9 protein-coding genes are annotated in these 15,873 nt (G+C 57.7%); 1 reads left to right on the top strand and 8 read right to left on the bottom strand.

Features of this window, described 5'->3' with window-relative positions; all coding sequences use genetic code 11:
- Position 1: 1 nt before the first annotated feature.
- The 4 genes from GT753_RS11535 to GT753_RS11550 form a co-directional block, all read right to left on the bottom strand.
- Positions 2-5,788: a non-ribosomal peptide synthetase gene (locus tag GT753_RS11535; RefSeq protein WP_160125596.1), complete on the bottom strand. Its 5,787-nt coding sequence runs from the start codon at positions 5,786-5,788 to the stop codon at positions 2-4.
- A gap of 34 nt (positions 5,789-5,822) precedes the next feature.
- Positions 5,823-6,692: a hypothetical protein gene (locus tag GT753_RS11540; protein WP_004935313.1), complete on the bottom strand. Its 870-nt coding sequence runs from the start codon at positions 6,690-6,692 to the stop codon at positions 5,823-5,825.
- A gap of 108 nt (positions 6,693-6,800) precedes the next feature.
- Entirely contained in the window at positions 6,801-7,376 is a 576-nt protein-coding gene (locus tag GT753_RS11545; protein WP_004935315.1) for a LuxR family transcriptional regulator, read from the bottom strand.
- A gap of 706 nt (positions 7,377-8,082) precedes the next feature.
- Positions 8,083-8,373: a hypothetical protein gene (locus tag GT753_RS11550; protein ID WP_088381730.1), complete on the bottom strand. Its 291-nt coding sequence runs from the start codon at positions 8,371-8,373 to the stop codon at positions 8,083-8,085.
- A 245-nt stretch (positions 8,374-8,618) separates the two neighbouring features.
- On the opposite strand from GT753_RS11550, the gene GT753_RS11555 reads away from it, so the two are divergent.
- Positions 8,619-8,846 carry a hypothetical protein gene (locus GT753_RS11555; protein WP_004935320.1) on the top strand — a complete coding sequence of 76 codons (228 nt, stop codon included), beginning with the start codon at positions 8,619-8,621 and terminating at the stop codon, positions 8,844-8,846.
- 265 nt (positions 8,847-9,111) lie between these two features.
- Here GT753_RS11555 and GT753_RS11560 read toward each other — a convergent pair whose 3' ends face one another.
- Genes GT753_RS11560 through tssK form a run of 4 tightly spaced genes read right to left on the bottom strand, consistent with a single transcriptional unit; the run spans position 9,112 to position 15,872 of the window.
- A complete protein-coding gene (locus GT753_RS11560; RefSeq protein ID WP_033632662.1) occupies positions 9,112-9,465 on the bottom strand; it encodes a DUF6277 family protein in 354 nt (117 codons plus the stop codon).
- 25 nt (positions 9,466-9,490) lie between these two features.
- The gene (gene tssM / locus GT753_RS11565) at positions 9,491-12,970 is read right to left on the bottom strand and encodes a type VI secretion system membrane subunit TssM (RefSeq protein WP_031300672.1); all 3,480 of its coding nucleotides are present in this window, start codon (positions 12,968-12,970) and stop codon (positions 9,491-9,493) included.
- Between the two features lie 35 nt (positions 12,971-13,005).
- The gene (icmH, locus tag GT753_RS11570) at positions 13,006-14,517 is read right to left on the bottom strand and encodes a type IVB secretion system protein IcmH/DotU (protein WP_004935328.1); all 1,512 of its coding nucleotides are present in this window, start codon (positions 14,515-14,517) and stop codon (positions 13,006-13,008) included.
- The gene (gene tssK, locus GT753_RS11575; RefSeq protein WP_044030911.1) at positions 14,514-15,872 is read right to left on the bottom strand and encodes a type VI secretion system baseplate subunit TssK; all 1,359 of its coding nucleotides are present in this window, start codon (positions 15,870-15,872) and stop codon (positions 14,514-14,516) included. The genes icmH and tssK overlap by 4 nt, the downstream gene beginning before the upstream one ends.
- Position 15,873: the final 1 nt, after the last annotated feature.

Here is a 15,873-nt window from a genome sequence, read left to right on the forward strand (position 1 = left end):
ATCACGCCTCCTCCGCCTGGATAATCCCGTCTTCGGCGCGGATTTCGCTGTCGGGCGGAAGGTGGGCGATCGCGAGCGCAATGGCCTGAAAACGGCGTCCTACCGCAACGATGGTCTCCTGAGCTATCTCGTGAGAATCATAAAACAGTGAAATGGCGAGCCGTTCCGCTTCGGGGAACAAGCACAGCACCGTCTGGTGGTTGCTGCCGCTGACGATATCCGTCACCTGGAACGTAAACGGCAAGCGCGGATCCTTCTGCGGTTGCGGCATGTTTTCAAACACAAACAGGCTGCCGAACGGCGAAGTGGGCACCCATTGTTCGTCGTAGCGGTTCAGTTCGGAAAAGGCGTACTTCTGCCTCAGCGTCTGGGAATCCGCGATATCGGCCAGCAATGCATAAATGGGCCGGCGGCGAATCGCCTGCAGGCGCAGCACCGGGCTGGCGACACACAGGCCAAACAGCGTCTGCACCTGCTCAATGTCCGCCGGGCGCTCGCTCATGGTCGTGCCGATCGCGATATCGTCACAGGCCAGCGCTTCGGCCAGCGCCAGCATCCAGGCCAGCTGCGTCAGTTGATTGACCGTGATCCCCTGGCGCCGGCAAAACGCAGTGAGGCTTGCCACCTGTTCCGCGCTGAATTCCGCGCCATATTGCCGCATGCGTCGCCCCTGCGGCGCGGCAGCCGGCGAAGCGCTCAACGGCAAACGTTGGTTGACCGGCGCCCCGCGCAAATAGTCCGCCCAGAACGCCTGCGCCTCGGGATCGTCGCCGTGCGCGCGCACATAAGCGGCGAAAGGCTCAAATCGGTTAATTTCCAGCGCCGGCGCGCCCCCTTCCAGCAAGGTGAGATAGTCGTTGAACCAGTGTTCGAACAGAACGCCGAGGGACCAACCGTCGAACAAGATATGGTTAAAGGTCTGCACCAGATAGTGCTCATCGGCGTTCAACTTGATCAGGCGCCAGCGGATCAACGGCGGCGCATCCAGCTCAAACGAGGTTTCTCGTTCCCGGGCCAACAGCGCTTCCATCCTTTCTTCCAGCGAGGACGGCGGCGCGTCGGTCCAATCCTCGATCGCGATCGGCGCCTGCAGCGTCTCGCAGATGAAGACGTTGGGCCGCCCACGGCGGGTTTGATCGCCAAACCCTGCGCGCAGCATTTCAAATCGCTGCAGCGCCAGCGACCAGGCCTGGTTCAACACCTCCGGCTGCAGCGGGCCGGCCACCTCATAAACGGCCTGATCGATCTGATACTCGCGGTTAAGCCGGTTGAAATACATCAATTCCCGCTGCGTGACCGTAGCCTCGAAAACGGCGGCGATGCGATGACGTTGCTGCCAGCGGTCCAACTCGGCGAGGCTGACGTTGGCATGGGGGAAGTCCCCCGGGCTGGCGAGGCGAACGCCCTGGCTCGCCTCGTGGCAACAGTGTGCGACCAGCGCCGACAGGCTCTCCCGATAGTGCGAACCGATCCGGGCCAGCGTCGCCTGCGGCAATAAGCCCGACATCACGATGCTCAGCCGGTCGCCGTGCACGTAGAGCACCAGATCCAGCACATTGTCGCTCGCCGGCAGCGCGCCGTTTTCCAGATCCGCCGTTTGGTCGATCAAGGCCCACAAGGCGTCGTCAGTCTGTTCGTTAAAGACCCCGAGATAGTTGAATGAAATGGCCGGCAAGCGGTGGCGCCGCAGGCAGGCTATCGCTTCGTCGTCCGACGCTGAACCGTATTTCAGCGCCGAATAGCCGATGCCGTGATCCGGCATCTTTCTTAATGCGTCCTTGATGGCGCGCAGCGTGTGTTTTGGGCTCTGATGCGCGGTGATGCGCAAAGGCAGTAAGGCGGTGAACCAGCCGACGGTGTCGTCGAGCTGGATCTTATCGTCATTGATATCGCGGCCATGGTGTTCGAGCGTCAGGTAACTGTCCGCACGGCCATGCCAGGCCTGCAACACCGGCGCCAGCGCCGCCAGCAACACATCGCGGGTCGAGGTGCGGTAGGCCTGATGACAGCTGTCCATCAACAGCGTCGTCAACGCCGCGTCGCACTCGAAGCGGCAAAACGCCGGACTCTGCGCCCCCTCGCTGAGCGTGGCGTAATCGGGTTGCCCGGCGATCATCGCCAACCAGTAAGCGCATTGGTCATGCCGACTCGCCGCGTAGTGCCTTAACGTCTCGCCCCACTGCCGGTAGCTGGTGCCTTTCGCCGACAGCGATTCCCCCTGATGCAACCGTCGCATGTCTCTGACGATGATGCGCCAGGACACCACGTCGATGATCAGATGATGGAATGCGCAGAACATCAGCGCGTAGCCGGGCGCGCTGCTGTCGAAAATGTAGACGAAGCGGCACAGCGGCCCTTCTACCGGATCAAACCCCGATTGCCATTGATGCAGAAGTTCGGCGCGGCTTTGGCGACAAAGCGCCAGGTCATAGTATCCCCACGAAGGGCCGCCGTCGGCCACCGACAGATAGCGCTGCGCGACCAGCGCGCCAGCATCGTCGGCGCTAAACCGCGCGCGCAGCATGTCATGGCGCGACGCCAGCCCGTTCACCAGATCGGCCACGCGCTCGGCGGACATCGGTGGCACCCGCACCAAAAAAGTCTGGTTGAAGAAGGCGCGATGTTGCGGCGGCTGCTCGTTGTACCAGCGCTGAATCGGCAGCAATTCGAATTCGCCCTGCAGCTCGCCCTGTTCATTGAGCGGCGCAATCGCCTCCCGTTGCTGCAAGATGCGCTTGGCCAGCGCCCGCGCATTCCGGGTTTCGAACACCGCACGCGAGTTGCTGTGATAGCCCGACTTGCTCAATTCGCTGGTGAACACGATGCTTTGGATCGAATCGCCGCCCAAACGAAAGAAGTCGTCATCCACCCCAACCCGTTCAACGCCGAGGATCTCCGCCCACAGGGCGCAAATCAACGCCTCCAGTGCGTTCTGCGGCGCGGCATATCGCTCGCCTTGCGCGAATTGCGGCGCGGGCAGCGCCGTGCGATCCAGCTTGCCGTTCACCGTCAGCGGTATCTCGTCGAGCGCGACATAGCTGGACGGCACCATGTAATCCGGCAGGATCCGCTCCAGCCGGGCGCGCAAATCGGCAGGATCCAGCGGCTCGCCCCGCGCCATCAGCACATAAGCGGCAAGGCGCTTGCTATCGCGATGGACGACATCCACCACGACGCATTTCTCGACGCCCTCCAGCGCATTGATCGTATTTTCTATTTCGCTGAGTTCAATTCTGAAACCGCGGATTTTTACCTGGCAATCGTTTCTGCCGAGATACTCCAGATTGCCGTCGCGCAACGCTCGCACCCGATCGCCGCTTTTATACAAGCGTCGCCCGTTCAGCGTAATGAAACGCTCTTGCGTCTGCTGCGGCTGGTTGAGATAGCCGCGCGCCAGCGCGTCTCCGCCGATATACAGCTCGCCGGCCAGCCCTGGCGGCAACGGCTGCAGCCAGCGATCCAGCACATGAAGTTCGCGTCCCGGTATGGCTCGCCCAATCGGGATGCTGCTGCGGGTTTCGTCGGCCGCGATGGCGTACATCGTGGTGAACGTGGTGCATTCCGTCGGGCCATAGCCATTGATGACCTGCTGCGGGCGGTTGGCTTGCCGCACCAGGCGCTGCATCAGCGTGGCGGTCAGCGCCTCCCCGCCCACCAGCAGACAGCGCAGCCCGGCGAACAGGTCGGGGTGACTGAGGTAAAGATGATCGAACAGGCTGCGCGTCGCCCACAGAATCGATACCTGCTGCCGACGCAGCAAGGCTTCCAACTGCGGCACATCGCCGGCGATATCCTCCGTGTCGCGCACGACGACCAATTTGGCGCCGTTGAGCAATGCGCCCCACACCTCGAACGTCGCCGCATCGAACGCCGGGCTCGAGAGGAAGAGCAACGCGTCATCGGGCGTGACAGCGATGCCGGACGCGGTCGCCAACCCGCACATCGCGTGTTGCTCGAGCATCACGCCTTTCGGGGTCCCCGTCGATCCCGAGGTATAGATCACCGCGCCGAGCCGGTCGGCGCCGGTGACGGCCGGCAGATTCTGCCGCTCGTGCGGCAGGCGGTTCAGATCGCCCAGCGTGAGGACGGACACGGCGTGCGGCATCATCGCCGCCAGCGCCTCGGCGACCGATTGCAGGCTTTCCCCGGCGATGAGCACCGGCGCGCGCGTTTCTTCGAGAATATGCCGAATGCGCGCCTGAGGATAATTGCAGGAGAGCGGCACATAGGCCGCACCGGTTTTCAGCACCGCCAGCAGCGCCACCACCATTTCCAGGCTTTTCTCGCTGTACAGCGCAATCAGCGTGTCCGCCTGGGGAGCGCCCCCGGTCAGCGCTTGGTAGCGGAGCGTAATTTCGCGCGCCAGGCTATTCGCCATGCCGTTCAGCTCACGGTAGCTGACATACAGCCCCTCAAACTCCAGCGCAATCTTATCCGGATAACGCAGGGCGATCGCCTCAAACCGGGCGCTGAGGGTTTCTCTCGGCAACGCGGGGGCCGCGTCGTCATCTGGCGGCATGTCGGCGGCGGGATAAAAGGCGAGGTGGCGTAAAGGCGCGTCAGGCGCGCGCATCGCCGCTTGCATCAAGCGCATGAAATGTTCCGCGCAGTCGCGCATATCTTCTTCGTCAAACATGTCCTGACGAAAACGCAGCCGGAACTGCAAGGCATCGCTGTCGGCCCGATCCTCATATTCCAGGGAAAGCGACGCACTGGCCATATCGTGGTTGGCTTCAAACAGCGGCGAAGTGGCGCAATCGGCCAGCGCCAAGGCCGCATCGCGCAGGTTGGTCTGGGCAAAGGAAATCGGCAGCGCGCGGATCCCCAGCGCCTGCACCACCTGTTGCGTGGGCAGTTGGTTAAACCGTTGGCGCGAGTGCGGCGCCGCGGCGGTAATAAACGCCAGCGCGCGTTGATAAACGGCGGCGAAGCCTTCGCCGTCACGCAGCGAGAGGGGCATCACGCTGGTGTTTACATGCCCGCCAAGCGCAAATCTTTGCCCCTTTTTTATCGACACCGGATAGCTGATATAGACCGTTTCCTGATTGCCGCTGCGCGCCATCAAGATGCCCCACAGCACCAGCAACGCCAGAAAGTCATTCATTCGCCGTATTCCCGCGCCCTGCTTCAGCGCTTTCCATTGCGCTTTGGGCACCTGGAAACGCAGCTCGGCCGCCTCATCGCTTCGCACGGCGCCGCTTTTCTCAAAGGGCACGTCTATCGCGCCCAAATTTGCCGCTTCGGCCTGCCAGTGCGCCAGCGCTCCGTCGGCGGCCAGTTGTTCCACCTCGCGCTGCAGCTGCCGGTTGATGGCGGCAATCTCGGCCGCCTCGAGGCGTGTCGATAACCGCTGTTGACCATAGTACTGTCTCACCAATGAGAAAAACTCGTCGGAAGACGCGCCGTCGATCACCAGATGATGGCCCACCAGCGCCAGGGTATAGCGCCCCGCCCCCTCGGCGAAAAGCGCCCAACGATAAAGCGGCCCGCGGTAAATGTCGAAGGGCTGGCGAATCACTTGGGTCAGCAGCGTGCGGTCCGTGTAATGCTGCAAAGGATGGATTGCGTCATTGCGACGCCAATACAGCTCGCCATTCTGTTCATGAATATGGCTGTTCAGCAGGACATGATCTTGCACCAGCGCATTCAGCGCAGCTTGTAATCTGATGGGATCCAGCGCGCCCTCAATACGCTGCAGCACCAATACGTTGTAATTACAGCCTTCTGGATGGCGGTCATATTCATCGATAAAAACTTTTGAATAGGGTGATACAGGAATCTCTTCCATGACAAACACTCCATTTAGAATACACGTGCCCTGCTTAACGGCGATCCATGCGGCATACCCAAACCTCTTTCGGCATCAGCTCGCTTATCTTTTCTGAGTAATAACCGATCAGCATGTTGATGCGCTTTTCTGCAATGACCTCCGCCGCCTGAGCGCAAATCGACTTGTAAAAACCAATAGGGATCATCACTTTGCAACGGCTATGCAGGTGCCGACAAACGCCGATGGCCCAGGAAAAACACTCCCTGGAAGGATTGGAAATATCCAAAAGTTCGGCACACTCACTGGAACAGCCAATCACAGCGTAGAGATTGCCTTTATTGATATAATGAATTTTATGATACAGAGGATGTTTTTCAATATATTCAAATGCGCGATGATCTTTTTCTCGCCCCAGATTATTGATAAAACTGGCCTGCCGCGCTTGGCCACCCTCGGTAAAACGAAAGGCCATAAACTTATCAGGCTTTAAGGTTAATTCGACGAAGGGATAGATTTGCGTATTGGTGGTTAAATACTTTCTGAAAATCTTTTCATAAACCCTGATCTTCCTGTCATCGGAAAAGCAGATATCCGCCGCCACATCCGAACGCTTAGCCTGCAGGAAAAAATCTTTCAAGACGGTGGAAGATTTGACCTGACGGTGGATCCCAAGATCGCCAAGCATATTGACATTAAAAGACAATTCATTGATTTTAAAAGGATAAAAACTGGATACAAACATCCCGAGATAACGTTCTTGATCCTTGTAAAATATGCCCGTTTTTTCCATCGGCGCCCCACAATGCGGATCGAGCAAATGCTTCCAGTGCAGGAAACGCTCCCCGCCCAAATCTCTGCCATAAAGCTCCTGCAATAATTTGAAATGATTATGAGAAACCGCTTCCCTCACAAAGACAGCCATGTTTTATCTCCCTATAAAACCGATTCCATGCTAGGCGGAAATCAATAAAAGATGACCGCTCAGCGCCGCTTATAATACGGCGCCGGACCGTTCGCTTCCTTTCCCTGATTAACAAGAGTCGCTGTGCATTTTTAACCAGCGCAAGAATTCAATATTATTATCGATGTTCAGTTTTCTCATGGCCGAACGTTTATGAATACTCACCGTTTTCGGGCTGATGCCGAGCAACATCGCCGTTTGGTTTTGTGAATAGCCCAAATGGATCAAACGGCACACTTTCCCCTCGCTAAAGGTCAACTGGGTACGACAACGCGGGCAATAGCTTGAAACCAAACTATTTTTCTTGCGATAGCAGAACATGACCTTGTCCACGATCGCCGCCACGCTGTCTTTGCGCGTAATACTTCCGGCTTCCAAATTGCAATGAATTTTAGGGAATGTCTTTTTATGCTCCAATATTGAAAAATAGAGCGGAATAGAAGAAAAGTTGCCCTGCAAAAGCTGGGTATGGCAAAAATTTATGGACACCCGCTTGTCCGGCGCCCTGAATATGATGTTGGCACGTTCTTCTCCCGTGATCTTGGCCTTAATGCCATTCGTGAGAAAACCTTCTTGCAAGGCAAGACTCAACCCCAGCTTGAAGAATTGATTTTTATCCACAATAGCGATATTGACGCGCTCCATTAACAAACCTCCCTTTTGACTACGCTTGCTCACTCTCCTTACTGCAATATCATTGCTGTGATTATTTTTTGTTTTAACGTGCTTTTTAATAAAAAAGCGTTATAGGCGAAGCAAAAAAGACCTTGCCTCGCAAAGGTGCATTTTATATATAGGGTTATATAAATCATCTGCCCTGGAGAGCATACAAAAGCAAGACGCGGTAAGCTGCCGCGCTTCGCAAGGGAAATTGTTATCGTAAGATATATTTATAAGGCATCATTGCCATCAGCATCACGGTGCTAAGATTTTTCTCTGATACGTTAATTTTACTCCAAGAGCGCAATATATCCAGATAAATATCGAAAAAACACATAATATAGAACATAACATTGCGCGGCATTGATTGTTAAGAGAATCCGTTTATGCATTAGGAATTTACTTATGATAAAGGCAGGATAATGCTTTTTTCGCCCGTGGCGGCGGGATCATCGCAGACCCTATTAAACAGAGTATAACCATATTCATTTTATTGTAAAAAAATTGCATAAAAAAAAGCTACACTTTATGGCAGTAAGTGATTCCCGCCCTTTCATGTAGACGGCAACAAAAAAGAAGAAGGCGAACCCATCGGCCGCCCACGCAAGAAACGCCAGGTAGGATTAAAGATTTTTCAGGAGTGATGCGCAGCGCAGAGAGATAACGCGGCATCGTTGACGAGCAGGATGAATTATATTTTTTTGATCCTCATCAGCTTTTTGGCCTCCAGGCAGGAAACCAATCCGAGGTGATCTTTTTTTAGCTGCTCGTCGCTCCCAAGAGGAAGAATGACTTTGAACGTTTGCAACTTACCGTGATTATTATAGATATCAAAGACTATCACCGGCGGGCCATAACCCAGGATCATGCAGTCTAAAAACCGCAAAACGGCGCACCCCAAGCGGCTCCTGGCCTCGCGGATAATTTTATCCGCAAGCTCATCATACCGGAAAGGTCTTTCCGGTGTCGTCAATACCTTCATAAGGTCTCCCTTCTGGTATATATCATTCCGATTTAAAATAATAACCTCATAAAACCGCCGCCGTTCAAGGCGAGTGAGATATAACAATCCAGACTTCGGCAATATATAATCTAACGCTGCAAAATCAATCTAACAAAAAACACAATAGTATAAAAAAACAACGCGAGTTTTATTGAAAAAATGACCTGATTTGCAATAATGAAATGGCCTGAAGTAAAGGGCTAACTGAAAAAGGAGTTTCAATCATGAAAGAACTATCCGCAGTAGAAATTGAACAAGTTAACGGTGCTGGTTTTTTTGGTGACGTAGGCACACTGATTGGCAGTGCGGTAGGTACAGGTATTGATACCATTTCCGCGATTGCCGGTGTTAACCCGGATGCCAAAACCGTTGTCGGCACCATCGGTAAAGGTATTGGTCTGGCTGTCGATGCGCTGATTTCCAGCGGATTGCAGATCATCTCTAAACTGTAATAACAACTCATAATCATCCCTTCCTATTTTTTAATTCGCTTCATTTTAAGCACCTTCGCGGGTGCTTTTTTTTACTTCAAAGAATCAAAAAATAGATAAGGTCAGAAAAACCAATATCCAAAAAAACAAGCTGGGTATCACCATGATAAAAAAACCCATGCGTTTATTGGCGTTTTTGAGCATCCAGTCATAGATCATCGCACCACTCCTTGTGAATACCAGGAGGCATTTCCGCCTCCCGGTATTTTATCCATCAAGTTGTTGATTACAGTTTCGGCACTTTGGAAAAGAAGTCCGCCATTTCGTGCGGGAACCCTTTCGCAATCGCCGGACGAAGATCGTCCATGGAAACATTAAAATCTTTCGGCTGCTCGCTGGTTTGCATTTTTTGGTGTGCGTTCACATTCGATTGCAGACCATTAAAAATGCCCTTCATATTGCCGAACATATCATCGCAAGATTTTGTCACGTTACTCATGACCGACTTGGCCGCATCCGGCCCCGACATTTGAATATTGCTGACGCCTTGCATAAACGGTTGACTCAGCGACGATTGGGAGTTGGTGCCCAAATTGCCGCCGGCCTTCATGGTTTCTAAAATTTTGGCTGGATCTAACATGTTTATCACCTCTTTACGGTTGTGTTTACATCGCTTTCGGGCACGAGAATCCTCGCAACGCCCGTGACCAAAGTGGGAAATCTTTCATCGTCGAGCGCAATTCCAGTTTGAGCACGCCCACCACCGACGACATCGACATCGTCAGCTCTCGCCTGTCGCTGGCGAGCGGCACGGGATTGCTGGCGTCGAACATCCGGAACAAGGCCCAGGGCCCGTCGAAACTGGCGACCTGGATCTGGCCGGTGCCGGTGCGGAAGGTCAGTCGAACATAGCTGCCGCCTTTCGGACCCGGCCAATCGATACGGGTAGGCTGGCTGAAACCATGGCTGTAGTTAATCACCTGCCCGTCGATATCCAGGGTCGCTTCCGTAATAGTCGGCGTCAGGGACAACGGCCTGATGAACATGGAGAAAGACAGCTTGTCGCCGGCAGTGAAGAAGGTATCGCGGATCAGGCGGGCATTTTCAAACGCGCCCAGCGTGCTGGCATTGACGATCCCCTCTGAACCCGGTTTGGCATTCCATTTCTGCGCGTTGACGTCCACATAAGGGGCCAGGTTCTCATCAAAGAACTGCTGCATCGCGCCGCTTTGGCCAAACATGCGCGAGAAGTCCTCGATGCCGACCTCCGCTCTGGCGTTGCGCGAGAACGGATAACGCCCGCTGATGCTGCTCTTGCACAAGCCGGAGGCCAGCGACGAAGCGCCTTTGCTCAGGTTCTTTTGGCTCTGCTGAATCGTCTGGCTGTCCCCGACCTGCAACAAGTCCATCATCACGCTGCGCACCGGTTCCGGCTGGCGCGCCGCATCCAGCTGCAGGCGCTTCAGCGTGCCTCCGGCGGGCACCACCTGGCCGCCGCGCAGCGAGGTGGACAAGGTGGTCAACTGGCTGTACAGCGCTTCGAAACTGCGGCTCAGCGGATCGTTGCTGGCGTTGGTGGTCTGCAACAGCTGATAGCCCAGACGGCGGAGCAGCTCGAAGCGATCTTCCACCGCGCGCTCCGGCGTGAGACGAAAACGCGCGCGCTCGCCGGAAATCTCGCCCAGGATGTCGCGCCGCTGCTGCTCGATGCGGTTGCGCTGGCGATCGAACCAGCTTGCCGCATCGCCCTGGTTGGTTCCGGTCATGCTGGTTTCGCGTGCGGCGAAGCGCACCAGATTGGCCAGCGGAGAAGAAGGGTCGGACAGTTGACGCGCCAGGATCGCCGCATCCTCAAGCCCGTTGACCGGCCGGGCGCGCACGTCGCGCATGAACGCATCCCATTTGTCGGCATACTCGATGAGGTAAAGCTTCCTCGCCTCGTCGGCCAGCTTCTGCGCCGAGGCCAGCGAGTTCACCGCGTTTTTCCCTTCCCCACTGTCGCGCAGCACCCAGGACTCTTCTTCGATCATGTCCTTGGCGGCGTCATCGAGCTGCGCCAGGAAAACGTCGCGATAGCTGGCGCGGGTATAGAACCCCGGCACGGCGGTATCGGTGACCGTCGCCTGGCTCTTGCGGCGTAGCATCAAGGAGACGTTCGGTCCGGCGGCGTCGGCCAACGAAATATCGTTGATCGCCGCCGGCAGCGGTTTCTCTTCGATGCGGCGCACCACTCGCACCTGCATCGGAATGTTCATCGCTTTCACCCGCGCCAGGCGCAGCAGATCGCCGTTCATCTTCATGACCGGCGCGTCCGGCAAAGAGAACATCTCCCGCAGATGGTAAGCAAAGATGCCTTTGTTCATGTCGGTGTAACCCTGCGGCATAAAGGTTTCCCAGCGCGCCATGAACCAGTCGACCAAGGCTTCGGCGGAGCGATGCGAAGGTTCGCCCATCATCAGGTACACTTTCAGGGTGCCGTAGACGTCCTTGTTGGACGCCGAGACGTCATTCTTGAGTTCGTCCGCGATATAGTTTTCCACCGCCGGCCAGAAGATCTGCAGCAAATGGCGTTGGTAGGTTTTTTGCGCCGCGCTGTTGATCAGCTTGTGCTCGAAATAGGGATTCGGCACCGGCGACACTTCGCCGCCCAATTGCGCGTTCATGTAGCCCAGCTGCTCATAGGCGGAAATGACATCGTCGCTGACGCGGTTAGTCACCGGAATTTCCCGCACGATGCGTTTTGTCTCATCGAAGCGCGCCGCAATGTAGGAGATGTAATCGCTCTCCCACAGGTAACGCATCGCCAGCAGATTAAACGAGACCGCCAACAGAATGAGCACCAGCACATAGCGGCCCAGGGAGCTCATGCGGCTGCCGAGCGGCCTGGCGTGCGAAGACTGCTGCATCACCCCGCGTTCTTGCCGGGCGTAATCCAGCTCCGGGTGATAAATGCGCCCGGTCGGGCGAGCTTCATAGATATCCGCCGCTTCCGCGTTGTAGATCGCCCCCTGCGGCGACAAGGCGATGGTGCTGCCCAGCCACACCTGCTGCAGATGGCAGGCGTAGCCCACCGGCGTTTGCGGGAAGATCTGCTCTAACAGGGAATACAGCGGGTTGCCCAGCGACCCCAGCGACTCGGTGAAGAACAGCAGCTGCTGGCGGTTTTGGCCGTCCGGCGCATCGTGCAACAGTTCGAGCACGTGATGGCTGACGCGCGCCACCATCTCCCGGTAGAGGGTTTCATACTGTTCGAAGGGGGTTTCTCCCTGTTCGGCGCGGTTCAGGCTGAACCCCATGCCTTTTTGCAACAGATCGTCGCCCAGCATCGACAGGAAGGTCTCGCCGCCGACCAGTTGATCGAGGTGGCTGATGGTAAGATAGACCGGCAGCTCGCTGCGGAACCACGAGGCCATCTCCAGCAGGCGCACGCGCAGCGCGTCGGCGACCGACTTTCTCTCCGTCAGCGAGGCGTGCAGCAACCAACGCGCATCCAGACACAGCATGATGCCGTCGATGCCCGGATGGCGGCGATGGCGGCGGATCAGTTTGAACAGGGTGTCGCGCGCCCTGGCGCCCTCTTCCCCCAGGCCGTTCAACTGCAGCCATTCGCCGGAAGTGTCGACATACACCGAATTCTCCGCCAGCCACCAGTTGCAATCCTGGGTCGGCCCGACGTCCACCGTCTGCTGCAGGCCATAGTGCTCGGCCAGCAAGAAGCGTTCGCCGCTTTCGCCGATCAGCGAGGTTTTGCCGCTGCCCGGCGGCCCGATGACCAGAAACCACGGTTTTTCGCTGACGTAACGGCGCGTCAGGCGGTATTTGAAGCGCTGCCAGGGGGTGCGCTGCTTCGCCGTGCCGACGTACTGCAAGGTGCGCAAGGCGTCGTAAAAGCGCGAGGTCACGCGATCTCGCTGGGCGGTCTTGCGTTTGGCCGGGGCCGGCGCTCGCGCGTGGCGGAACACCCAGGATAAGAACGTCGCCACGAACGGCCACAGCGCCCAGCACAGGATCAGCGCGATGATGATGCCCCTGACCCAGACCGACAGCAGCGGCCGATAGGTGCCGATGGCGATCAACGGCCCAATCCACCACACCACCGCACACAGCAGCAAGGCAATCACCAATATGAATGATCTACGTATCATATAATTTCCTTATTATCTCTACGCCGGCGGATGTCTTAGTTATCCTCGGGGACCTCGGCGGCTACCCCTGCCTGATTTAACGTTGCAGACGGTGAAGCCATCTCCCTCTCGCCGATTTTCCAAAGGATGTCCACGCGGCGGTTGCGGCGGCGCCCTTCTTCCGTCGCGTTGTCGTCCAGCGGCTCCTGATCGCCCTTGCCGACCGATGTCACGGTGCGGTTGTATTTACTGTTGGCCAAGGATTCGCGCAGCTTGTCGGCCACCGTCTGCGCGCGCGCCTCGGACAGTTTCAGGTTGGAGTTGTTGGAGGTGTTGCGATACGGTTTGTTGTCGGTATGCCCGATGACCTCCAGATCGCCCGGCCACGGCGCCAGCGCTTCCCCCAAACGCTCGATGTTGCGTTTCTTTTTAAACTCTTCCGACAGCTTCGACTGCCCGGTGGCGAACGCGCCGTCGGAGGTGAAGATCAACAGCCAGCCGCGCGGATCGGCGCGCACCTCCAGCCACCCTTCGCTGAGGATTTGCGGCAGCGGCTGCGGCAGCGTCTCCATGATGTTGATTTTGCGCGGCTGCGGCGGCGTCCAGGCCAAAATGGCGTTGCGCAGCGCGCGGGACTGATCGTGCAGATACCAGGCGGCCGAGGCATACGCCAGCAGCGCGATGGCCAGGCCGTAGCACAGCAGCTTCAGCGGCGTGATGCGGGTCGCCTTGCGCACCACTTTGCTCGGCTCGGCATCGGCCAGCGTCTGCGTCGGGTTCTGGCTGTACAGATAGCCGTCAAGACGGTTGCGCACATCGGCCAACAGCACCGCGCCGCGTTCCATCACGTGATATTGCCCTTCGAAGCCCAGCGACAGGATCAGATCGTAAAACGCCAGGATCTCCTTGTTGCGCGGCGAGGCGGCCAGATAGGCCTGCAGATGCTCGAAGCACTTTTCCCCGCCCCAGGCGTCGCGATAAAACTCCACCAGCAGGCTGAGATTCAGTTCGCCGGATTCGAGCGTGCTCATGCAGCACTCATCCACGTAGGAGCACAGCAGATAGGCCAGCTTGTCCACATCGCTCGGCGCGATGTGATCCGCCAGCAGCGTCTGCTGAAATTGTTGGATCTCGCGTACGATCTGCGCGCGCACCGCGCCCGGATTCAGCTGTTTCTGATCGCGCACCCGCTCCACCTGCAGCAGGACTGGGATAGCGGCGGCGATCAGCGGGTTGTCCCAATGGCCCATCATCACGCCGGGCTTGCTCAGCGCGGCGCGGCCAAACAGCCCGCTCGAGGTCGGCGCCGCCTCGGCCGGGCGCTCGCCCGGCGCGGGCTCGCTGCTTTCCGGCGCAACGCTTTCCGCTTCATAAGGCTTGGGTTCGGGGGGCGTCGCCACCCCGGCGCTTCCCGGCCGCAGCTTGGCGGCCAGCGCCCGCGCGCCGAAGGACAGCGCGGCGATCTCCGCCGTCGTTTTGCCCACCGAGCCGGACGCGGGAAGGCGCGGCGTCGCGTTGTTGCGCGTTACCGCCATCGCCTCGCGTATTTTTCTCTCGAATTCGTTCATCCCACCCTCCCTTGCCTTAATCCCCAGACGTCAAAACGCAGGTCGGGGAAATCACCCACGATGCTGAGCGCCATCGCCGAGCCGGCCATCATTTCCTTATAAATCGGGTCGGCATGATCAACCTCGAAATAGATGCTGTTCGGGTAATACGGTATGTGCCGCGGCGGCGAAGCCATCGGCAACAAGCGAGCGCCCGGTAATTGCAGATCGATCAGCTGAATGATTTTCTCGACCGGCCCCAGTTTGACCTGTGCGGGGAAATACGAGCGCAGATGCTCGATGGACAAACCGCAGCTGACGGCGAACACCAGTTTTTCCAGGCGCAGCTGCGAGTCGTTCGGGCACAGATAAATGCTGTCGCCGCGATCGGTAAACGGCAACGCCACCGCCGGCGCTTCGATCACCAGCGACAGCGCGCGGCGAATCGAGGCGAACAGCTGGAAGTAGCAGTTGTGCGGCTCATCGTGCAGATACACCAAATCGGCCCGATCCCAGAGGCGTTCGCCGCCGGGAATGATGCTGAGCCGCCCCAGCAGGCTCAGCAACGTGTCGAACAGGGTTTCAGGATGCACCTGCGGGCTGGCCAGCAGTTGGCTGATGCGCAAATTGAACTCGCTCAAGGTTTGCAGCAACAGCAACTCCAGCAGCTCGGAAAGCCCGCCGATCGTCATATGCACGTCCGGGCGGAAAACCGACTCCAGACGCTGGCTGATCAGCCCAAGCAATTCGGTGGTGAAAGCGGGCAGCCAGCCGATGGCGCGGAAATCCAGCATCGGCGGCAAGGCGCGCTCATCCAGCAGCACCCGACGATCGCTGGTCAGCTCGCGCACGAAACCGACCGGCAGCACGCTTTCCGCGCTGCTGACCGCGTCCTCCAGGCTTAGCCGCGTCACCAGGCTGCCCAGTTGCATCGTGCACACGCGCGGCGTTCCCTCCAGGCTGACGCCGTGGTTGCGATCCGGCACCTCGGCGTCCATGGTGCGAAAACGGCTGCTTTTTCGCGCATCCTGGATAAGATCGATCTGGGCGTTGCCGGCGATGTCCATCAGCACGGACAGGCACACCACTTTCCCCTGGCAGCCTTCTCCCAGCACCAGCGGCGGCGGCAGCGGTATATCCTCAGGCATGCTGAACGCCGTGCCGTCGGGGAAAACGCCCTTGGCTTTCTTCAGCGCAAACTTGCCCTGTTCCAATAGCCCGTTGTCGATCTCCAGCGTCAGGAACCCCCAGGTGAAGGTTTCGACGCTGCGCAAGCGCGCTTCAATCAAGTGCTCGAAAAAACGTTCCTGCTGCTGGAAATGCTGCGGTTCCATCAACATGCCTTCTACCCAGGCGACGCGTTGTTTAGGTAACATG

This window comes from Serratia sp. Z4 (assembly GCF_009900725.1).
GTDB lineage: Bacteria > Pseudomonadota > Gammaproteobacteria > Enterobacterales > Enterobacteriaceae > Serratia > Serratia nematodiphila.